Genomic DNA, 21,004 nt, shown 5'->3' with positions numbered 1-21,004 from the left:
CGACACACAATTTGCGTAGGAGAACGACATGAGCAAGATCGGTTTTATTGGACTGGGTATCATGGGTCGCCCGATGGCGGGCCACCTGCTGGACGCCGGCCACGACATCTACACCGCGCTGCACAGCTCGCCGCTGCCGTCTGATCTCAAGGAAAAAGGCGCTAACGTGGTCGCAAGCCCCAAGGCGGTTGCCGAACACTCCGAGATCATCATCACCATGGTGCCGGACACCCCGGATGTGGAAAAAGTCCTGTTCGGCGAAGACGGCGTCATCGAGGGCCTGAAAAAAGATACCCTGGTGATCGACATGAGCTCCATCGCGCCGATGTCCACCCAGGACTTTGCCCAGCGCATCAAGCAGGCCGGCGGTGACTATCTCGATGCGCCGGTATCCGGCGGCGAAGGCGGCGCCATCAATGCCGCGCTTACCGTGATGGTAGGCGGCAGCGAAGCGGCCTTTGCGCGCGGCAAGCCGGTGCTTGAAGTGATGGGCTCATCTATCACCCATATCGGCGAAAACGGCGCGGGCCAGACCTGTAAAGCGGCCAACCAGATCGTGGTGGCGCTGACCATCGAAGCCGTTGCCGAAGGCCTGCTGTTTGCCTCCAAGGCCGGCGCCGACGTTGCCAAGGTGCGCGAGTCGCTGCTTGGCGGGCTGGCGCAGTCGAAAATTCTCGACGTTCACGGCGAGCGCATGATCAACCGCGCCTTCGACCCGGGCTTCAAGGTCAAGCTGCATCATAAAGACCTCAACCTGGCACTGGAGGGTGCGCGGACGCTGAACCTGTCGCTGCCGGGTACTGCCAACGTTCAGCAGCTGCTGCAGGCCTGCGTTGCCAGCGGCGGCGCCGAACGGGACCATGCGAGCATCGCCTGTGTGCTGGAACAGCTGGCCAATCACGAAATCGGGCAGTAGTCCGCCGCTGAGGTTTAAATGAATACCGTTTATGTGAATAACGTTCGTATCAACAACAGCGCCTATACGCCCATTCGCCGCACAAAAATTGTTGCCACCCTGGGGCCGGCAAGTGACCGTGAGGGCGAGCTGGAGCGCATGCTGCGCGCCGGCGTTGACGTTGTGCGTCTGAACTTTTCCCACGGCACGGCAGCCGAGCATCGCAGCCGCCTGCAGCAGGTGCGTGACATTGCCCAGCGCATCGGCAAAAGCGTCGCCGCCCTTGCCGATCTGCAGGGCCCCAAGATTCGCATCGCCCGCTTCAAGGACGGCGAAGTCGAGCTCGAAGAAGGTCAGCCCTTCGTTATTGACATGGAGCTTGACAGCGACGCCGGCGACGCCACCCGGGTCGGCTGCGACTACAAGCCCTTGGCGGATGACCTGAGCATGGGCGATCGCCTGCTGCTGGATGACGGCCGCCTGGTGCTTGACGTTGACGCGGTCAAGGGCTGTGAAGTCCACACCCGCGTGGTGGTCGGCGGTACGCTCTCCAACAACAAAGGCATCAACAAGCTCGGCGGCGGCCTGTCCGCACCGGCGCTGACCGACAAGGACAAAGAGGATGTGCAAACCGCGCTGGATATCGGCGTGGACTACATGGCCGTGTCGTTTCCGCGCAGCGCCGCCGACATAGAACAGGCGCGTCGGCTGCTGGGCGAGAAAGGCCGGGAAATCGGTTTGGTGGCCAAGATCGAGCGCGCCGAGGCCGTAGCCGATGACGACACCCTGGACGGCATTATCCGGGCATCCGACGCGGTCATGGTGGCCCGGGGTGATCTGGGCGTGGAGATCGGCGATTCCCAGCTGATTGGCGTGCAAAAGCGCATTATCAAGCACGCGCGCAGCCTGAATCGTGCGGTGATTACCGCCACTCAGATGATGGAGTCGATGATTGAATCGTCTTTGCCCACCCGAGCCGAAGTTTTCGACGTGGCCAACGCCGTACTCGACGGTACCGACGCGGTGATGCTCTCCGCCGAGACGGCCATCGGCGACTTTCCGGTCGACACCGTAAAAGCCATGGATCGCGTTTGCCTGGGGGCCGAGCGTGAACGCAGCGCTCAGGAATCCGGCCACCGGATTCACCAGGGCTTTACCCGCAGCGACGAGACCGTGGCGCTGTCGGCGATGTACGCCGCCAACCACCTGCAAGGCGTGGCCGCGATTGCCTGTATGACATCAAGCGGCTATACCGCGCTGATGGCCTCGCGCATTCACTCGGGCCTGCCCATTGTGGGGCTTGCACACAGCGCTGTCGCCCAGCGGCGCATGGCGCTGTATCGCGGCGTGGTGTCGCTGGCCTTTGATACCAGCCACATGGCGGCCAGCGCGCTTCACGACAACGCCTTGGCGCTGCTGGTCGAAGAGGGGCTTGCCCACGTCGGCGACCACGTCATCGTCACCCGCGGCGATCACAGAAATGCCCATGGCGGCACCAACACGCTGACGATTCTCAGCGTTACCGCCGACCACCGGCGCGGCGCCTAGGCCCTGCTCGGGCAAGCCTTACGCAGGGCGATGCCGCCGTCCGGGCAGGCGTTGGCAAGCGGGGATCAGTTACCGCGGTACGTTGAGTAGCCGTACGGGCTCAGCAGCAGCGGAATGTGGTAGTGATCCAGCTCGCCGTCAATGGAGAAGACCACCGGAATTTCGGGGAAAAACGTTGCGGTTTCATGGTTTTTGAACCATTCGCCGGTCTCAAACGTTACGCGGTAGGTGCCGTTGGCCAGTGCCGTGTTTTCGGGGTAGAGCGCATTAATACGGCCGTTTTCGCCGGTCGTCGCGGCGCTGAGCTGCTTCCAGCCGCTGTCCTGCTTTTGCTCCAGGGTGACATCAACGCCGGACGAGGGCAGGCCATTTTCGATATTGAGCACGTGTACACTCAAGGGGTTGTCAGCGGCGATGGCGGTGGTAGCCAGGGTGGCAGCCAAAGCGCCGGTGGCAAGCGCTGCAGTCAGTTTGGTGCTCATGGTGCGTCTCCGGAAATAAAGTTGTTCAGACGTTATACGTATTTCGGCATGCGGGCGAATTTTTATAGTACTTTGCTGATAGCGTCAAGGGCACAGCCTTCGTCAATGGCCGAGCCGCCGGCACCGGCTACGCCAATGGCGCCAATAACCGCATTGTCAATTTTTACTCATCAGCGCGTAAAGCATCGCCCCATGCGGGCGGTGATAAAAGCGCGCACCGCAACGCGGTGCCGGGGTTGAAGGTCCCATCACCACCTGATATTTATACAAAATGACGAAGCGCGTCTACAAGTAACGGTTTTATCCGACGCCCGAACAAGCCGCCTTGCTGGCGCAATCGTTTGGCTGCGTGCGTTTTGTCTGGAACAACACCCTGGCCTATCGCACCGAAGCGTATCAGCAGCGCGGGGAAACGCTCACCCACTCGGCAGCGGAAAAGCGGCTGGTGGCCCTCAAGGCGGAATATCCGTGGCTGAGGGACGTGTCCAGCGTGATCCTGCAACAAGCCCTGCGCGATCAAAAAGCGGCCTTCGATAACTTCTTCAACACCAAGCTCAAGGCGCGATATCCGCGCTTCAAGGCCAAGGATGGTCGGCAATCCATTCGGCTGACGAAAGCCGCCTTCCGCTATCGGGACGGCGAGATCACTATCGCCAAAACAAAGGCGCCATTGCCGATCCGCTGGAGCCGCCCATTGCCCGGCGCCCCGTCCAGCGTCACCCTTTCACGCGACCGTGCAGGCCGCTACTTCATCAGCTGCCTGTGCGAATTCACGCCCGAGCCGTTGCCGTTCTCTCCTAACACCGTAGGTATTGATCTGGGGCTGACCGACCTGTTCATCACCAGCCAAGGGCAGAAGTCGGGCAACCCGCGCTACCTCAAACGGTACGCCGCCAAACTGGCCTACCTGCAACGCCGACTGAGCAAAAAGCAGCGAGGCTCGAACAACCGCCACAAAATGCGCCGCAAGGTGGCGCGTCTGCACGCCAAAATCGCGGACTGCCGCCGCGACGCCATGCACAAGGCCACCCGGACGCTGGTCAACGAAAACCAAGTGATCTGCGTCGAGACGTTGAACATCACCGGCATGCTCAAAAACAGAACACTGGCCAGAGCCATCAGCGATGCCGGCTGGGGCGAGTTCCTGCGCCAGCTGGCCTACAAGGCCGACTGGGCGGGCCGCCAGCTCATTCAGGTCAGCCGGTGGCTGCCCAGCAGCAAGACGTGCCACCATTGCGGCCACAAGATCAAAAAGCTGCCGCTATCGCAGCGCCACTGGCACTGTGACGGCTGCGGCCAGGCCATTGACCGCGATATCAACGCGGCCAGGAATATCGAAACCGCCGGACGGGCGGAGGTAGCCTGTGGAGCGACTGGATCGGGGCTGTGGCCTGATCGTCACGGTCTAGTGAAGGCGCGTGGAAGCAGGAAGGTTCTCGGGGTGACCCGGGAACCCTCGCCCAAAGCGCATAGCGCAGCGGGCGGGGAGTATCAGCGGTACGCCGCCGCCGAGCAGCAAAAGCCCGTCCACGGTGTTGAGGTTTTGCGACTCGGGATCGTTGCGGGCAAGACACTGTCGGTACGGCTGAATTTTGTAAAAAAGTGTTGTTTCCGTTTGCCGCTTGGCCAGGTGGTTATCGTAATTAAGTAATAATAATTTTTTATTTAATGCGATTTGGCTATAAAAATTCGCTGCGCTATGATGGCTTTTGTATTTGATCATCCCGCACCTATCCAAGACGCTGCTCATATAACCGTCAGGAGTCAACGATGTCGCTACGTATCAACGAGACCGTTCCGGATTTTGAAGCGTCAACCAGCCAGGGCCCCATCCGTTTTCACGACTGGATCGGCGATGACTGGGCGATCCTGTTTTCCCACCCCAAGGACTTTACCCCGGTGTGCACCACCGAGTTCGGCGCCGTTGCCAGACTCGATGCCGAGTGGAAAAAGCGCGGCACCAAGGTGATCGGCGTTTCCGTGGACGGCGTGGAAGAGCACAAGGGCTGGATTGACGATATCGAAACCTACTGCGGCAGCGATGTGGGCTTTCCCATCATTGCCGATGAAGATCTCAAGGTATCTAAACTGTTCAACATGCTGCCGGCTGAGGCCTACCTGCCGGACGGCCGCACGCCGGCGGACAGCGCCACGGTACGTTCGGTATTTATCATCGGCCCGGACAAGCAGCTCAAGCTGTCCATGACCTACCCGATGAACGTCGGGCGTAACTTCGGTGAGATTCTGCGCGCGCTGGACGCGCTGCAAACGGCCGCCGGCCACGGCGTTGCCACACCGGCCGACTGGCGCGTCGGCGAAGATGTGATTATTCCGCCGACCGTCTCTGACGACGATGCCCGGGCCAGGTTCGGCGAGTTCGAGGCGCCGCTGCCCTACGTGCGCAAAACCCGCCAGCCGCACTGACACTCTCCGCCCGCCGCAGTAAACTCAAGCAGGCTGAACGGGCATGCAGGCAAAAAAGAAACCGCCTCGCAAAAAGCGAGGCGGTTTTCTTGCGGTTTGCCGGCAGCGAGTGGGTTAATGGTAGCCGTCATCCGCTTTTACCTTGCCGCGGAACACCCAGTACGACCAGGCGGTGTAGGCAAGAACGATGGGAATCACCAGCACCGTGCCGACCAGCAGAAACATCTGCGAGGCCGGCGCCGAGGCGGCGTCCCAGATGGTGTAGTCGGGCGGGACGATAACCGGCCACTTGCTGGCAATCATGCCCAGGTAGGTAAAGACAAAAAGCCCCAGCGTCATCAGGAAAGGCCGACCTTGCTCACGGCGTTTGACCGCCCGATAAAGGGCGGCGGCGCAGGCCATGGCGAGAATCGGCAAGACCCAGATCACGTGCAGCTGGTTGAGCCAGCGCTCGCGCACATCAACGCTGACCAGCGGTGTCCACAGGCTGACAATGGCAAAAATGCCAAGCACCGCCAGCAGCAGCCGGGGCGTAATCCGGTAGGCCCAATCCTGCACGTAGCCGTCGGATTTCAAAATCAGCCAGGTGGCCCCGAGCAGGGCGTAGCCGGCCATCAAGCCCAGCCCGGTCAGCACGCTAAACGGTGTCAGCCAGTCGAAAGGCCCGCCGACAAAGACCCTGTCTTCCACCGGAAAGCCCTGAATATAGGCACCGACCACCGCTCCCTGGGCGAAGGTTGCCACCACCGAGCCCCAGCAGAACGCGCGGTTCCACCAGTGGCGATTTTTTTTCGACTTGAAGCGAAATTCAAAGGAAATGCCGCGGAAAATCAGGCCCGCAAGCATCAGGAACACGCCGATGTAAAGCGCCGGCAGAAACACCGAATACACCAGCGGAAAGGCACCCAGCAGGCCGGCGCCGCCCAGTACCAGCCAGGTTTCGTTGCCGTCCCATACCGGGGCGACCGAGTTCATCATCACATCGCGTGACGTTTCATCCGGGGCAAAGGGATACAAAATCCCCAGCCCCAGATCAAAGCCGTCCATCAATACATACATGATGACGCCAAAGCCGATAATGCCGGCCCACACAAGCGTAATATCCAGACTCATGACTTGGCCTCCCGCAGGTCGTTGTCGTCAAAAGGCGTATGCACAGCGGACAGCGGGCGCTTGGCGCGCTCCACCTCGCCGTGGACTTCGTCGGGCTCGGGCAGCATGCCGCTTTTGATAACCCGGGTGAGGTAGTAGATCCCCACCATGAACACCACAGCGTATACCGCCATGTAACCGATCAGCGAAAACAGTGCCGTACCGCCGGAAAGAGACGGCGTTACCCCCTCGGCGTGGGTCATGACACCGTAGACCAGCCAGGGCGCGCGGCCGGACTCGGTGACCACCCAGCCGGCCAATACCGCCACGAAAGGCGCGCCGATCATGCCCACCAGGGTTTTCAGATAGAGCGGATGGCGGTAGACGCGCCCGCCCCGGCGCAGCACCAGCCCGGCCAGCGCCACGGCAATCATCGCAAGGCCCAGACCGACCATGATGCGAAACGCCCAGAAGACGATAAACACCGGCGGCTGCTTGTCAGCGGCCACCTCCTCGAGCCCGGGCACCGTGCCGTTGACATCGTGGGTCAGAATCAGACTGGCCAGATGCGGAATGGCCAGCTCCCAGCGGTTGGTCTGGGCGCTCTGGTCGGGCAGGGCAAACAGCAGCAGCGGTGCGCCGGCCTGAGTTTCCCAGTTGCCCTCCATGGCGGCTACCTTGGTGGGCTGGTGCTCAAGGGTATTGATGCCGTGGAAATCTCCGACCACGGCCTGGGCCGGTGCCAAAAAGAGCAGCAGCCACAGGCACATGGAAAGCGCTTTCTTGTTGGCCTCGACGTCGCGCTGGCGCAGCAGAAACCAGGCGCTGACGCCGGCCACCACAAAGCCCCCGGTCAGAAATGACGCCATGACCATGTGGGCAAAGCGATAGCGAAACGACGGGTTGAAGATGGCCTCGCTCCAGGAAGTGATGTGGAACTGGCCGTCGACCAGCTCATAGCCCACCGGGGTCTGCATCCAGCTGTTGGCGGCAAGAATCCAAAACGAGGAAATGAACGTGCCAAGCGCCACCATGAGCGCGGCGAACAGGTGCGCGCCTTCGGGCACCTTGTCTCGGCCGAACAGCAGCACGCCGAGAAAGCCGGCCTCAAGGAAAAACGCCGTGAGTACTTCATAGCTGAGCACCGGCCCTAAAAAGTTGGACGTGGCCTGAGAGAAGTTGCTCCAGTTGGTGCCGAACTGAAACGACATGACGATGCCCGACACCACGCCCATGCCAAAGACCACGGCGAAAACCTTGGTCCAGAACAGGGCCAAACGGTCCCAGGCAGGGTTTTGGGTTTTGTAGAACAGGCCGTGCAGCAGGGCAATGTAGGATGCCAGGCCGATGGTAAACACCGGGAAAATGGCGTGGAACAGCACCACGAACGCAAATTGCAGCCTGGAGAGCAGCAGCGGATCCAGCTCCATGATGACCTCCGAGGAAAAGAGAGCCGATACAGGGGAGACGGCGACGGAGCGGCCGGCGTTTGATCGTCAGGGAAAACGAGATGAGAGGGCGGCCGCTTCAGCGCCGACTATGCGTTTTACGTATATCTTATTACCGAGCGGCAGGTGGTGTGCCATGGTGTATTGTCGCAGCGGCCGGGCGTCCTTCAACGAGAGTCACGCGGCGTGCGATGCCGGCCAGCGCCGCGTCGTCGGCCTCGTGGACAAGATAGACCACGCTGCGCCCGGCAAGCCAGCGGTCCAGCGCGGCGCTGAGCGCCTGCGCGGTAGCGCGGTCGATGCCGGCGAAAGGCTCATCGAGCACCACCAGCGCGGGGTCGCGCAGTACAATCCGCGCCAGCGCCACTCGGCGCGCCTGCCCGCCGGAAATACGCCGGCCGCCTTCACCCACCCGGGTGTTGAGCCCTTGCGGCAGCGCATCGGCCCAGTCAGCGAGCGCAACCTGGTCAAGCGCGCGCCATAGCGCGGCGTCATCGGCGTCCGGGCTGGCAAGGCGCAGGTTCGCCGCCAGGCTATCATCGAGCAGCTCGGACTGCTGGGTCAGTACCGCCACTCGGCGGCGCAGCGCGGCGTCGGGCCAGGCGTCGAGCGCTACGCCGCCCAGCGTAATACGGCCTTCTGACGGCGCCAGCTGGCGGCCGAGCAGGGCGGTGAGCGTTGATTTGCCCGAGCCCGACGCCCCTTCCACGGCCAGGCGCTCGCCGGGCGCGAGCGTGAACGACAGCGCGCTCAGCGCCGGCTGCAGCGCATCCGGGTAATGCACGCCGACGCGCTCAAGCGTCAGCGTCAGGGCGTTTTCCGGCGGGGGCGCTGCGGCCGGCGGGGTTGTCGTCGGCGTGGCGTTCAGCTCATTGAGGCGTTCGGCGGCCCCGCGGGTGGCCCCCAGCCAGGTAAAGGCCGCCGGCAGCGCGCCGAACGCCTCGTTCATGGCCAGCACCGCCATGGGCAGCATGACCATCACCGCACCGCTGATGCCGCCGGCCTGAAAGGCCCGGGCGGCCAGCCACAGCGTGGCGAGCGTGGCGCTGCCCACCAGCCACACCTGCACGGCGTTACCCAGCGCAACCCGGCGCCCCAGCCGGCGCTGGCTTGCGTGCAGGCGCGCTTCCAGCGTTTCAAGCCGGCGCCGGCGGTGGGCCAGAGTGGCGTAGGCTTCGAGCTCTGCCAGCCCCTGCAAGGTGTCAATGACCCCGCCGCGCAGCGCCTCAAGCTCGTCCACGTGGCGCCGGCTGGCGCTCATGCCCAGCCGCGCCTGCCCCAGGGTCAACCACAGCCAGCCGGCCAGCAGCACGGCCGCCAGCACCGCGCCTGCCTGCGGCACAAAAAACGCCGCGCCGGCGCTGAGCAGGGCGCCGGCCAGCAGCGCCACGGCGGGCGGGGCCAGCAGCCGCAGATAGAGGCTGTCCAGGGTGTCGATGTCGGCGGTCAGGCGGTTGAGCCAGTCGCTGGCCCGGCGGCCGGCGAGTACCCGGCTGTCCTGGCCGGCCAGCGCGGTAAAAAGCCGGGTGCGCAAATCGGCGAGCAGGCGCAGCACGGTGTCGTGGTTATAAAGCCGCTCCAGATAGCGGCTGGCCGTACGGGTGACGGCAAACAGGCGAATCGCGCCACCGGGCACGTACACGTCCAGCGTGGCCGCCGCGCCGGCGGCGAGCAGCAGGCCGGTGAGCCCCGTGGCGGTGATAAACCAGCCGGATACGGCAAACAGCCCCAGCGCCGAGAGCAGCGTCAGCGCCATGAGCCCCCCGCCCAGCCACAGCCGGCGCCGCCGCCCGGCGAGCACGCCAAGCCAGGGGCGCAGCGCGGTGATCAAAGAGGGCGCTTTAGCCATGGAAAAGCTCCTTGAGCCGGCCGTGATCGAGCTGCCAGCGGCGGCTGGCCAGCCGGATCAGCGCCGGATGGTGGGTGGCAATCATCAGGGTGCGCCCGGCGGCCTGAAGATCGGCTAGCGCGGCCATCACGGCTTGTTCGCTGTGCCTGTCCAGGCGCGCGGTGGGCTCGTCCAGCAGCACCAGCGGCGCGGCGGATAAAAAGATGCGCGCCAGCGCCAGCCGCTGGGCCTGGCCGCCGGAAAGCCCGGCGCCGTGCTCGCCTATCGGAGTCGCCAGCCCCTGGGGCAGGCGTGCCAGCAGCTCGCCCAGGTGCGCACTGCTTAGGGCTTGGGTCAGCGCGGCGTCGTCGGCCTGCGGGTCGGCCAGGCGCAGGTTGTCGGCAAGCGTGCCGTGCACCAGCAGCGGGCGCTGGTCCATCCACGCAAAGCGCAGGTTCCGGGCGCGCCGGCAGGTGCCGACTTCCTCGGGGGCGACAAAACCGGCCGCCAGCTGCAGCAGCGTGGATTTGCCGCTGCCTGAAGCACCGGTGACCACCACGGTATCGCCGCGCTTGACCGTCGCGGTCACCGGCCCCAGCACCGTGCCGCGGCCCGGGTGGGCTACGCTGGCGGCATCGAGCACCAGCAGGTCTTTGTCGCTTGCCGGGGCGGGGTGTGTGGCGTCGCCGCGGCGGTTGGCCGGCACCGGCTGGTTGAGCAGCTCGGCGATGCGTTCGGCTGCGCCGAGGGCGGCGGCGCGGTCGTGATAGTGCTGGGCCAGGCTGCGCAGCGGCTGAAAGAATTCCGGTGCCAGCAGCAAAATCAGCAGCCCGCTGAACAGCGTCAGCTCGTCGGCGGGGCCGTACTCGATATAGCCCAAAAGCCCGAAGCCGACGTAGATGGCCACCACGGCAATGGCCGCCGAGGCAAAAAACTCCAGCACCGCCGAAGATAAAAACGCCAGCCGCAGGGTGCGCATGCTGCGCAGGCGGTAGCCGTCTGCCGCGGCGTGAACGCTGTGGCCGGCGCGCCGGGTCTGGCCGAACAGGCGCAGCGTGGTCAGGCTGCGCACCCGGTCGATAAAGTGGCCTGAAAGCCGTGAAACGGCGGCAAACTGCTCGCGGTTGAGCCGCTCGGCACCCATGCCCACCAGCGCCATGAACAGCGGAATCAGCGGTGCGGCCAGCAGCAGAAAAATCGCGGCCAGCCAGTCCAGGTAAAACGTTACCCCCAGCACCAGCAGCGGCACCGCCACGGCCAGCACCAGCTGCACGCGAAAGCGCGCAAAATAGCCGTCCAGCGCTTCGATCTGCTCTACCGCTTGATACGCCAGCGAGGCGGTATGGTGGCCGGCCACCGCGACCGGGCCCAGCTCGGCCAGGTGATCCAACAGCCGGCGGCGCAGGCGCTTTCGCACCGCCAGCGAGGCGTTTTGGGCCAGGGTTTCCCGAGCGTAGCCGAAAAGGCCGCGCAGGGGCAGCGCGGCAAGCCACAGCGCCAGCAGCGGCGCGGTGCGCGCCAGCGGCTGGTGGTTGACCAGCAGCGCGCTTGCCACCCAGGCAAACAGCGCCGCTGCGAGCAGCGCCAGGGCGCTTTCCAGCAGCCCGCAGGCCACGGCCAGAGCCAGGCGGCGGCGCTGGGTGGCGGCAAGATCGGTGAGTAATCGGTGGGCGGTAAGCGCAGGCATGCAGGCTCCTTGCGGGACAGGCCACCAGCGTAAGCCCTGCGCCGGCGTGCGCCAACGGCTGCGCTAGTGCGCTGAAGGGGTAATGACGGCGGGTGCCGCCTTCAGCACCTTGTTGCGGCCTTGATCCTTGGCTTGGTAAAGCGCGTCGTCAAGGCGCTTGAGACAGCGGCTCGGCGTATCGTCCGGCGCCAGGGTCGTCACGCTTAGACTGGCCGTAATGCGGCCCACTGTACTAAAGGCGTGGGCGGCAATCAGCTCGCGCAGGCGTTCGGCCAGCTGAAGCGCCTCCCGCTGGCCGGTATCGGGCAGCACGATGACAAACTCTTCACCGCCCCAGCGGGCAAGAATATCGGGGATGCGCAAATTGGCGTCGAGCAGGGCCACCAGCTCGATGAGCACGTTATCGCCCGCGGCGTGGCCGTAGGTGTCGTTGACCGGCTTGAAGTGATCGATGTCGAGCAGAATCAGCGCCGAGCACACCTGTTTGCGCCGCCGCCGGGCCAGCGCTCGGCGTATTTCCTCGTCAAAGCGCTGGCGGTTATGCGCGCCGGTTAAATAGTCGGTGGTGGCATTGCGCGCAAGCTCTTGTTCCAGGCGCTTTTGCCGGGAAATATCGCGCACGGTGGCCTGCAGCAGAACCTCGCCGGGCATGTCAATCCGGCTGAGCATGATCTCGGCGGGAAAGACGCGCCCGCTGTGCGCCCGAAGGCGCCATTCGAACAGCGCCTTGCCGTGGCGCATGGCCTGTTTGACGTAGAGGCTGCCCAGGGTGCGGCTATTTTTACCGCCGGGCTGCTGGGCCGGGAAAAAGTGCATCAGATCCAGCTTGGGCAGGCAAGCGTTGCCCTCGATGCCCAGCAGCGCCAGCGCCGCCGGATTGTAATCAATGATGCGATCCCGGCGGACAAACACAATGGCTTCGCGAGACTGCAAAAACGCAGCCCGGTAGCGCTGTAGCAGGGCGGTGTCGGCACATGGCGCTGACGCTTGCCGGCGCGGTTGTTTTTGACTGCGAACCATCACAAGTTCCCTTCGCCGAGCGGCCGTGCCGGCGAGCCTATCGGGTTGTTGTTTCATGCCCGCCGGCGGCGCCACGCAAGGCAATAAACGCATAAAGTATGCGCGCTACCTGCCTGACTGGCAAACCGGCAAAGCGTGGCCTTCAGGCTTGTATGCAGGGCAGCCAACGATTGTGTGAGCCGCGGCGATGGCGCTTTGGTGCAAAAAGCGGGTTTATTCGAGCAGGTATCATGACCGGCCGTCCGGGTATAGTGGGCAGACACGTTGCAGCTTGACAAGGAGTCTTTATGAGCAAGGAGTTTTTATGAGCCAGTGGATAAGCCCCGATCAGATACGCGCGCGCTTTGCCGGCGCCATGTCGGCGATGTACCGCCGGGAAGTGCCCCAGTACGGCGCGCTGATTGAGCTGGTGGAGGAAGTCAACCGGGATACCCTGGCCGCCGACGAAGCGCTTGCCGCCGGTCTGGCATCGGCCGGCGGGTTGCACCGGCTGGCAGTGGAGCGCCACGGCGCCATACGCGTAGGCACCCCGGATGAGCTTGCCATGCTGCGCCGCCTGTTTGCGGTGATGGGCATGTATCCGGTGGGCTATTATGACCTGGCCCCGGCCGGCGTGCCGGTGCACTCCACGGCGTTTCGGCCGGTCGCCGACGACGCCCTGCAGAAAAACCCGTTTCGCGTTTTTACCTCGCTGCTGCGCCCGGAGCTGATCGCTTCAGACGCCCTGCGCCAGCAAGCGCTGGCGCTGCTTGACGCGCGGGACATTTTTACCCCTGGCGTCAAAACGCTGATCGAGCGCTGCGAGGTCCGGGGCGGGCTTGACGACGCCGATGCCGACGCTTTTGTCGCCGAGGCGCTGGAAACGTTTCGCTGGCACAGCGATGCCACGGTGGACAAGCCTACCTACGACGCGCTCAGCGCCGAGCATCCGCTGATTGCCGATGTCGTCTGTTTTCGCGGCCCGCACATCAACCATCTGACCCCGCGCACCCTGGATATCGACGAAGTCCAGCGGCGCATGCCCGAACGGGGCATCACCCCCAAGGCCCTTATTGAAGGGCCGCCGCCGAGGCGCTGCCCGCTGCTGCTGCGCCAGACCAGCTTTAAAGCGCTTAACGAGCCGGTGCGCTTTGGCGCTGCTGCAGGCTCGCATACCGCTCGCTTCGGCGAGATCGAGCAGCGCGGCGCGGCGCTGACGGCCAAGGGGCGCGCGCTGTACGATCGACTGCTGGCCGAGGTGAAGGCGCAGCCCCAAACGTCGGACAACGCCACCCATCAGGCGCGCCTGACAAAGGCGTTTGCCGCGTTCCCCGACGACGAAGCCGCGCTACGCCGCCAGGGACTGGCGTTTTTCCACTATCGGGTGGCGGACGCTGACCGGCGGAGCCGCCAGCGCCCGGCCGAGGCCCCGGGCGAGGCGCATATTGAGGCGCTGATTGCCGACGGCGCGCTGGCGGCCACGCCCATGGTGTATGAGGACTTTCTTCCGGTGAGTGCGGCGGGCATTTTCCAGTCGAACCTGTCGGCGGATTCACCGTCGGTTGATGAGTCCGCCCGTCGCCCCGGTAACCACACCAGAGACAGCCAGACGGCGTTTGAGGCCGCGCTGGGCAGAGAAGTGATCGACGAAATTGCGCTGTACGCGCAGCGCGAGCGGGCCTCTCTGGAGGCGGCGCTGGAAGCGCTCAAGGCCCGCTGAACGTGAGGGGCCGCCGTGCCAGGCGGTGCGGCGGCCGTAAAAGCTAGCGCGCGTGGGCTTCCACCCCGGGCGCTGCCGCGGCGCTGACGTTATCGGCCAGCAGCTCTGCGGTAATCGCGGAAAGCGTCCAGCCCAGGTGCCCGTGGCCGGTGTTGTAAAACACCGTCGGCTGTTTGCCCCGGGTCACGCGGGGCATCATGTCGGGCATCATCGGCCGCAGCCCGGCCCAGGGCACCACCCGGCGCGTGCTCACGGAGGGAAAGCATTCCTCCACCCAGCGGATCAGCGGACGAATGCGGTCGTCGCGAATGTCTTTGTTAAAGCCGTTGAACTCGGCCGTGCCGGCAATACGGAAGCGATCCGTCCCAAAGCGGCTGGCCACCAGTTTGGTTTCATCGTCAAGCAGGCTGACCGCCGGCGCGGCGCGCTGCGAGGCGTCGTCGTCAAGCTCTACGGTGATGGAGTAGCCCTTGACCGGATAGACGTTGACGCGGTCGCCAAGCTTGGCGGCCAGCGTGCGACTGGCGGTACCCGCGCAGATGACCAGGCCGTCAAAGGTTTGGCGTACCGGGGCCTGGTCGTCGGCCGCCGAGGTGATCCAGGCACCGCTGTGGCCGGCGCCGAGATCGTGTACGCGGTGGCCGTAGAGAATCTTGCCGCCGCGGCGCTCTACCGCCTGTGCCAGCCCATGGGTGAACTTGTGAATATCGCCCGAGGCGTCGCTTTCGGTATAAAAGCCGCCGTAATACTCGCCGGCAAGCGTCGGCTCGATGGCGCGCATTTCTTCCTGGGTGACTGCGCGGCGCTCAAGCCCGCCCCGGGCCAGCAGCTTGGAGACTTCGGCGGCGTGGTCAAAGCCGGCCTTGTCCCGATAAATATGCAGGATGCCTTCATTCTTGAGGTCAAAATCGATGTTTTCTTCTTCGGCCCAGGCAAACAGATGCTCGCGGGCGGCAATGGCCAGCCGGGCGGTTTCCGCGGTGTTGTCGCCGTAGCGGGGAATGGCGCGGATAAACTCGGCAAACCAGCTAAGCTTGTGCCAGCTGGGTTTGGGGTTGACCAGCAGCGGCGCATCGCGGCGCAGCATCCAGCGCAGCCCCTTGGAAATGGTCGGCCAGTGATTCCAGACCTCGGCATTGGAAGCCGACAGCTGGCCGCCGTTGGCGTAGGAGGTTTCCATGGCGGCGTAGCGGTTTTGTTCGAAAACGCTCACGTCAAAGCCGCGCTTCAACAGGCTATAGGCGGTGGTAATACCGGTGATACCGCCACCGATAACAGCAATATGGCGCATGATGTGCTCCCGGAAAGGGTCAAGGGGGTGATAAAAAAGCGTAGCCGGACTGTTGGTCGGCGTTTGGCGCTCGCCCCTTCCGTTTTGAACCTGAGAGATTCACGCCTGCAGCGCTTGCTCCTTCGGTGTGCCGGCGCATTCAGGCCGGCCGCTCTTCGGAATGTTGTGGCGCAGGCGGTCCGGTTGCCTGAGAGTTTCCGGGGCTGTTGCTCCTTCGGCGCTGCCCGCCGGGCGGCGTACGCGTTTGCCACGTACGCGCCGGGGCAGTCTCTCCCGCGTGCGCTGGGTATGTAATACCCCGGGCAGGGCCGGTGATGCAATGCAAAAAAAGTCTATAGGCGCCGGCCTGGTGTCGGCCAACGTTGCGCCCGGCGGCGGGATAAAGGGATGATGGTCGCCAGCACTTGCCAACGCGATATCACTTGCAAACACGAAAGGGGCGATGACATGGCGGCTAGCGGATTTTTTGACGATGCAGGCGAGGCCATCGGTAACGCCATCCAGGCGGTAGTGACGTTTTTACGCTCGCTTTTTGCCAATGTCTTGGCCGCGGTGAACGACGTGGTGAGCGGGCTGACCCGATCGCTTGGCATCAGTGACTCGTTTTTCAGCATCCTGGTGCTGGCGGTGGGCCTTTTTCTGCTGCTGGGCGGGTTTCGCGCGCTGCTGCGCGGCAGGCTGCTCGGGACGATCGTGCAGGTGGGCCTGGGGCTTTTGGTGCTGGGCTGGCTGACCGTGTAGCGTTTTCGCGCTCAGCGACGCCGGCCCAGATGTGCCTGAAGGATGCCGCCGGCCAGTACCAGGCCACCGCCGGCCAGCTGCAGCGGCGTCAGCGCCTCGCCGAACAGGCTCCAGCCGAATACCACAACCGCCAGCGGTTCGCAGTAGGCAAGCGTGCCGTACAGGGCCGTAGGCAGGCGGTTGATGGCCAGCACCGCAAACAGCAGCGCCAGAAAACCGGGCACCAGGCCGGCACCCAGCAGCCACGGCCACTGCCAGGGGGCCGCCGATAGGCCATCAGGGCTGAGCAGGGCGAACGGCAAAATGGCCAGCGCGCCGAAAAACAGCTGCCAGAACGCGCCGGTGCGGTCGTTAAGACGCGGCGGCAGGCCGCGATTGGTAAGAATAAACGCGCTGTACGCAAGCATTGCCAGCAGGCCAAAGCCCAGGCCGATGGCGTCGTCGCCGCCGCGTAGCTGCAGGCGAAATTCCTGCATCATGGCAAAGCCGAAAAGCGCCGTGGCAATGCAGGCAATCTGGGTGCTGCTTAGCCGCTCACCCAGCAGAAAGTGGGCGATGACGGCAGATACCACCGGCGCCAGATACACCATTAAAATGGCGTTGGCCATCTGCGTATAGTTCATGGCCTGGACATAGAACAGAATGAACGCGGCGAGAAAACCGCCGCTGAGCGCCACACCCCAGCCCGGCGCGTAGCGCAGGTAGCGGCCGCGCCGGGTAAGCAGCAGATAAAGCAGCAGAAAAAAGGCGCCAAGCCCCAGCCGATAAAACGTGATGCTTTCGGCGCTTAGCCCGGTAATCCGTGAAATGACCCCGATGGTGGCCATGCCCACGGCGCCGGCAACGGCAAGCAGCAGGCTGGAAAGTGAAACGGCGGTGGACCGGGAGGATGTCGGCATGGTGCTTCCTGGTTCGTACAGCGGTTAAGGCGCCACATGCTATGCCGGCTTGCGGGTATAGCACCATTCCCCAATAGAAGGACGATGCCATGTCAGAGCCTAAACGCGCGATTTTTCTGGTGGATAACGGCTCGCTACGCGCCGGCGCCACGCACAGTTTGCGCCGAGTCGCCGCTCAGCTGAGCGCCGCCTGCGGTGAGCCGGTACAGGCGGCCTCGCTTTTGCATTCGTACAAGATTCCCGCCGAAGCGCTGGACGGTGAACCGGCGATCACCCTGGGTCCGGCCGCTGAGCGGGCCGCCGCGCAGGGGGCGAAGGAAATCATCGTCATTCCGTTTTTCTTCGGCCCCAGCCGGGCGCTGACCGATTATCTGCCCCGGCGGATGGGGGAGATGCAGGCGCGTTTTCCCGGGGTAGCGGTTACGGTGGCCAAGCCGCTGGTGGACGAGCAGGCCCCGGTGGATCTGCGCCTGGCGCAGATACTGGCCGATAACGTGCGCGCCGGCGCGCCGCGCGGCGCGCCGTTCAGCGTGGTGCTGGTAGACCATGGCAGCCCCGCCCCTGAGGTGACGGCGGTGCGCAATCGCCTGGCCGGCCAGCTCAGTGTGCTGCTGGCAAACGAGGCGATCCGCGTGCTGCCGGCGTCCATGGAGCGCCGCGAAGGCGATGCTTACCGCTTTAACGAGCCGCTTTTGGCCCAGGCGCTGGAAAGTGACGCCCTGGCCGAGCATCATCTGGTGCTGGCTTTGCTGTTTCTTTCGCCCGGGCGCCACGCCGGGGAAGGCGGCGATATCGCCGAGATCTGCGCGGCGGCCACAAAACGGCCGGGCCGCGACATCAGTGCTACCGCGCTGGTAGGGGAACATCCCGGCATCGTTGCTATTCTGGCCTCGCGCGTCGCCGAGGTGCTGGCCGGCCGGGCGCTGTGCCGGCTTTCGCCCGAAGCGGGCGAACAGGCCGCGATCACTCGCCGATGATGCGGCGGTAGGTCTCTCGGGTGGCGGGCTTGCGCTGATCGTCGAGCATATCGCCGCCCAGCAGTGCCTGAAGCTCATCGGCAAGTTCTACGTAAACCCGGCTTATTCACCGGAACGCTGATTGGGCATCCTGAAGCCCCGGGGAGCCGGTAGCTCGTCGCCGAACGCCGATTTCGAGACGGCATCGTCTTCCGGTGACGCTCTGTCCGGCTGTTATCGCCGTTATTCAGCCCCTTCCCTGCCTTGTCGTCGGTCATCCGGCCAGCCGGAACCGCCGGTCATCGACAGGACCGGCGTCTCACTGTCTTGCTTATGCGACCGCTGAGGCGTCAGCGCAACGCTGTCAGTTTTGGTAGCCCTTTCAGCAGAGTCGGCCACCATTTATCGGCTGCGGCGCCGAGGTGGACCGTGATACGTCGGGCGTGGAGGATCAGGGTGGCGGCCACCTTGAGGACCTGCTCACGCATTCGGATCAGGCTCCAGCCCTGTCGGGTTTGCCGTTCCAGCACGCAACGCAGACCATGCAGCACCTGATAGGCGTAAAGGCTCAGCAGAAGACTCGCCTCGTTGCGATCCATCACGTTCTGCTCGGTGGAGGCGCCGCGATCGGTCGACGAGAGGTGAACATCCAGCGCCGACTTGACCTCGCCCATGTGCGCCTCGGCGCTGCCGCGCTTGCGGTACAGTGATAACACCTTTTCCGGCGGCCAGTGGTACCGACTCAGGTTGGTCACCAGGAAGAAGGCGTGGAGCAACAGGTCGTCGGGGCGCTCCTGAACCACCAGCACGACGCGCCGTGGCTCGGGCCAGCTGTCGGCCCGGTATTCAAGGTCATGGCACCATTCCCGGGGCTGGTCCGGGGGTCGGCCGGGCGGCCGCTTGAGATACGGCGCCGCCAGCGTCTGAAGGGTGTTGTTGCTGCGCAGCCGGCCCAGGTACCCGATATCACGCTCTTCCATGGCCAGCAGCGTATCGTTGCCGGTAAACCCGGCATCGATACGCACTGTCACTGTCGCACCGGTGCCTTCATTGAGGCGCCGTACCAGGTGAGGGATCCAGGTATCGGCGTTCTCGGCAGGGCCCGCGTTACCCTCGCGCAGCAGGCCGCCGACCATGTCACCGGTTTCGGCCAGCGAGGCCACCAGCGGCGAATAAATGCGTGTGCCGTACAGCCCGTGAAAGGCCGACCCACCCTGACGACCATGGACCTCGATCGGCAGGCCGTCGATGTCCAGCGTCAGGTTATCGGGCTGCTCGCCGTGGTTCAGCGATGCCAGGCGCCAGATCGCCAGGCGCAACAGGCCTTCATGCACGGTATCGATGTTATCGGGCCCTCCGAGGCAGGCCAGCAGCCGCGACAGCGTCGCCTGCGACGGACGGTCCTGTGCCAGAGGCGTCATCCCGCGTGCATCGCTGCACGCCAGCTGCCAGAGCGGATCGTGACGCAGCGTGTCGGTATCGTCCAGGTCGATCCACCCCATGGCGCGCTGCAACACGACGGTTCGCAGCTGGCTGGCCAGGGAATGACGAATACGCAGTGGATCACGCCGGTCGACCAGGCTCTCTTCCAGCGCCTGGATGACACCGCTGTTGTCGAGGGCTTCACGCAGCAGCAGGGCACCGCTGTCGCTGGTGGTGCGGTGGCCGCTTAGCTCGGCCCGAACAGAACCATTGCAGGAAGGCGTCCACGACGATAATCTTTCACCCATGGCGAGAGGTCCTCTTGAATCAAGTTCTGGCTGGAACATCCTGATTCTACAAGAGAAACCCCTCGCCATCTTTATTTTCAAGCCAGCCTCATGAATAAGCCGGGGTAAAGACGCACCTGATCGTTGCTCCGGCGGCGCAGCGGCGGTTTGACCAGCAGGCTGATGCCTTTGACAGGATCGTCGGCGGCGTCGCGCCGGCGCAGCAGGTCAGGCATTTCACCCGGTGGGAAGGCGTTGGCAACGGTAAGTGCTTATTCAAAATTAATCGCGTATTCAGTGCCATAACCACCAAGTAGGCGGTGTACCTCATCACAGAGGCGATCAAAAGAGAGATAGGCTCCCAGCGGCAACCATGCATACTTCATTTGCCGCCACAGTATCTCAATCAAGTTCAGCTCTGGTGAGTAAGCCGATAGGTAAACCAGGTGCACGCGATGCGACATCCACTCAAGTATCTTCCGCCTGAAGGCCTTGGAGCGATGCATGCTGGCGTTATCAAGCACCACGACAGCAAAGGTATCGGGATCTTTCTGCGCCACAAACTGATCGAACGCCTCGATAACAATTTGCGTGGTGACCGACTCAGTCGTCGTGTGATAAACCAATTTCCCCGCTCGGCTGAGGAATCCCAGCACGTTCAGCCTTCGGCTATGTGAGTAGGCCGTTATCTCACATGGTTCGCCGACAGGGCTCCAGGCGTAAGGGACTGACGACGACTGTGAAAAGCCTGATTCATCAAAATAGTAGAGCTCATGGTCACCGAGATCTTCCCATTGCTGAAGTACCTTGATGAGGCCTTGGGTGTTGCGGAAATCCGTTTCGTTGCGCCGTTCCTTCAGCGAATGCCGGATCCGTTTGAAGCTGAAACCGTTTTTTTTAGCGCTCTACGAAGCGTGATCAGGCTAACAATTTTCCCCGTTTCTTCCTGAAAGCGGGCATGCAAGGAGCGAAGCTGATGGGGTTGCTCAGCGACCAGCTCCTGTAGCCGCTGATGGTCCGCATCATCTAGGGCCGGTGTGCGTCCACTCCGTGGCTTGTCGATCAACCCGTCGAGGCCCGACACTTCCCACTTCTTGAGCCATATGGATACGGCATCACGGCGAACCTGCAGTATCTCACTGATTTGGTTGATTGTATGACCCTGATCACTCAGCAAAATAGCATGGGCACGACGGCGCAGAGCGCACTTCTCACCATGGTGATAAGCAGAAAGCAGCGTGTGCAGTTCAGATTCAGATAGTGATTCGACGAAGCGCCTTGCCAT

At 63.7% G+C, this 21,004-nt stretch carries 17 protein-coding genes, 1 pseudogene and 1 riboswitch; of the genes and pseudogenes, 7 read left to right on the top strand and 11 right to left on the bottom strand.

Going from position 1 to position 21,004, the window contains the following annotated elements; translation table 11 throughout:
* Positions 1 to 28 precede the first annotated feature (28 nt).
* Both ACZ415_RS03140 and pyk read left to right on the top strand, forming a co-directional pair.
* Entirely contained in the window at positions 29 to 916 is an 888-nt protein-coding gene (locus tag ACZ415_RS03140) for a 2-hydroxy-3-oxopropionate reductase (RefSeq protein ID WP_344702013.1), read from the top strand.
* A 48-nt stretch (positions 917 to 964) separates the two neighbouring features.
* Positions 965 to 2,443, top strand: a complete 1,479-nt coding sequence (gene pyk / locus ACZ415_RS03135) for a pyruvate kinase (RefSeq protein WP_344702019.1) — start codon at positions 965 to 967, stop codon at positions 2,441 to 2,443.
* A 65-nt stretch (positions 2,444 to 2,508) separates the two neighbouring features.
* Here pyk and uraH read toward each other — a convergent pair whose 3' ends face one another.
* Positions 2,509 to 2,925 carry a hydroxyisourate hydrolase gene (gene uraH / locus ACZ415_RS03130; RefSeq protein ID WP_344702011.1) on the bottom strand — a complete coding sequence of 139 codons (417 nt, stop codon included), beginning with the start codon at positions 2,923 to 2,925 and terminating at the stop codon, positions 2,509 to 2,511.
* A 325-nt stretch (positions 2,926 to 3,250) separates the two neighbouring features.
* Between uraH and ACZ415_RS03125 the strand changes: the two are divergent.
* A pseudogene (locus ACZ415_RS03125) lies at positions 3,251 to 4,306 on the top strand (RNA-guided endonuclease InsQ/TnpB family protein); the annotation flags it as partial.
* Between the two features lie 389 nt (positions 4,307 to 4,695).
* Entirely contained in the window at positions 4,696 to 5,349 is a 654-nt protein-coding gene (locus tag ACZ415_RS03120; protein ID WP_344702009.1) for a peroxiredoxin, read from the top strand.
* Positions 5,350 to 5,463: 114 nt separating this feature from the next.
* Here the strand turns inward: ACZ415_RS03120 and cydB are convergent, their stop codons facing one another.
* The 5 genes from cydB to ACZ415_RS03095 all read right to left on the bottom strand — a co-directional run bounded on the left by cydB (position 5,464) and on the right by ACZ415_RS03095 (position 12,424).
* Positions 5,464 to 6,462 (bottom strand): cytochrome d ubiquinol oxidase subunit II, encoded by a 999-nt coding sequence (gene cydB, locus ACZ415_RS03115; RefSeq protein ID WP_344702007.1) that lies wholly within the window; start codon positions 6,460 to 6,462, stop codon positions 5,464 to 5,466.
* Complete coding sequence (locus ACZ415_RS03110; RefSeq protein ID WP_344702005.1) at positions 6,459 to 7,871, bottom strand: cytochrome ubiquinol oxidase subunit I; 1,413 nt, start codon at positions 7,869 to 7,871, stop codon at positions 6,459 to 6,461. The genes cydB and ACZ415_RS03110 overlap by 4 nt, the downstream gene beginning before the upstream one ends.
* 130 nt (positions 7,872 to 8,001) lie before the next feature.
* Entirely contained in the window at positions 8,002 to 9,738 is a 1,737-nt protein-coding gene (gene cydC / locus ACZ415_RS03105) for a thiol reductant ABC exporter subunit CydC (protein WP_344702003.1), read from the bottom strand.
* Positions 9,731 to 11,404 (bottom strand): thiol reductant ABC exporter subunit CydD, encoded by a 1,674-nt coding sequence (cydD, locus tag ACZ415_RS03100; protein WP_344702001.1) that lies wholly within the window; start codon positions 11,402 to 11,404, stop codon positions 9,731 to 9,733. The genes cydC and cydD overlap by 8 nt, the downstream gene beginning before the upstream one ends.
* A 63-nt stretch (positions 11,405 to 11,467) precedes the next feature.
* Positions 11,468 to 12,424 carry a sensor domain-containing diguanylate cyclase gene (locus ACZ415_RS03095; RefSeq protein ID WP_344701999.1) on the bottom strand — a complete coding sequence of 319 codons (957 nt, stop codon included), beginning with the start codon at positions 12,422 to 12,424 and terminating at the stop codon, positions 11,468 to 11,470.
* Positions 12,425 to 12,728: 304 nt separating this feature from the next.
* Here ACZ415_RS03095 and hglS point away from each other — a divergent pair, with 304 nt between their 5' ends.
* Entirely contained in the window at positions 12,729 to 14,123 is a 1,395-nt protein-coding gene (gene hglS, locus ACZ415_RS03090) for a 2-oxoadipate dioxygenase/decarboxylase HglS (RefSeq protein ID WP_344701997.1), read from the top strand.
* A 43-nt stretch (positions 14,124 to 14,166) separates the two neighbouring features.
* On the opposite strand, the gene ACZ415_RS03085 is transcribed toward hglS, so the two are convergent.
* The gene (locus tag ACZ415_RS03085; RefSeq protein ID WP_344701995.1) at positions 14,167 to 15,414 is read right to left on the bottom strand and encodes a D-amino acid dehydrogenase; all 1,248 of its coding nucleotides are present in this window, start codon (positions 15,412 to 15,414) and stop codon (positions 14,167 to 14,169) included.
* Positions 15,415 to 15,483: 69 nt separating this feature from the next.
* Positions 15,484 to 15,583, bottom strand: a riboswitch (glycine riboswitch).
* A 278-nt stretch (positions 15,584 to 15,861) separates the two neighbouring features.
* Between ACZ415_RS03085 and ACZ415_RS03080 the strand changes: the two genes are divergently transcribed.
* Positions 15,862 to 16,155 (top strand): hypothetical protein, encoded by a 294-nt coding sequence (locus ACZ415_RS03080; RefSeq protein ID WP_344701993.1) that lies wholly within the window; start codon positions 15,862 to 15,864, stop codon positions 16,153 to 16,155.
* A gap of 11 nt (positions 16,156 to 16,166) precedes the next feature.
* Here ACZ415_RS03080 and ACZ415_RS03075 read toward each other — a convergent pair whose 3' ends face one another.
* Positions 16,167 to 17,054: a DMT family transporter gene (locus ACZ415_RS03075; protein ID WP_344701991.1), complete on the bottom strand. Its 888-nt coding sequence runs from the start codon at positions 17,052 to 17,054 to the stop codon at positions 16,167 to 16,169.
* A gap of 89 nt (positions 17,055 to 17,143) precedes the next feature.
* On the opposite strand from ACZ415_RS03075, the gene ACZ415_RS03070 reads away from it, so the two are divergent.
* Entirely contained in the window at positions 17,144 to 18,031 is an 888-nt protein-coding gene (locus ACZ415_RS03070) for a sirohydrochlorin chelatase (protein ID WP_344701988.1), read from the top strand.
* A gap of 329 nt (positions 18,032 to 18,360) precedes the next feature.
* Here the strand turns inward: ACZ415_RS03070 and ACZ415_RS03065 are convergent, their stop codons facing one another.
* The 3 genes from ACZ415_RS03065 to ACZ415_RS03055 all read right to left on the bottom strand — a co-directional run bounded on the left by ACZ415_RS03065 (position 18,361) and on the right by ACZ415_RS03055 (position 21,004).
* Positions 18,361 to 19,779, bottom strand: a complete 1,419-nt coding sequence (locus ACZ415_RS03065; RefSeq protein WP_464387729.1) for an IS1380 family transposase — start codon at positions 19,777 to 19,779, stop codon at positions 18,361 to 18,363.
* A gap of 38 nt (positions 19,780 to 19,817) precedes the next feature.
* Positions 19,818 to 19,955 carry a hypothetical protein gene (locus ACZ415_RS03060; protein WP_464387749.1) on the bottom strand — a complete coding sequence of 46 codons (138 nt, stop codon included), beginning with the start codon at positions 19,953 to 19,955 and terminating at the stop codon, positions 19,818 to 19,820.
* Between the two features lie 36 nt (positions 19,956 to 19,991).
* Positions 19,992 to 21,004 (bottom strand): IS630 family transposase gene (locus tag ACZ415_RS03055; protein WP_464387722.1). Its coding sequence is split into 2 segments (ribosomal slippage): positions 19,992 to 20,620 and positions 20,620 to 21,004, totalling 1,014 coding nucleotides; the frame shifts between segments, so codons are not numbered across the junction.

This window comes from Halomonas cibimaris (assembly GCF_055379665.1).
Note: the sequence above shows the minus strand (reverse complement) of the source record. Positions and strands in the feature narration are given on the sequence as shown.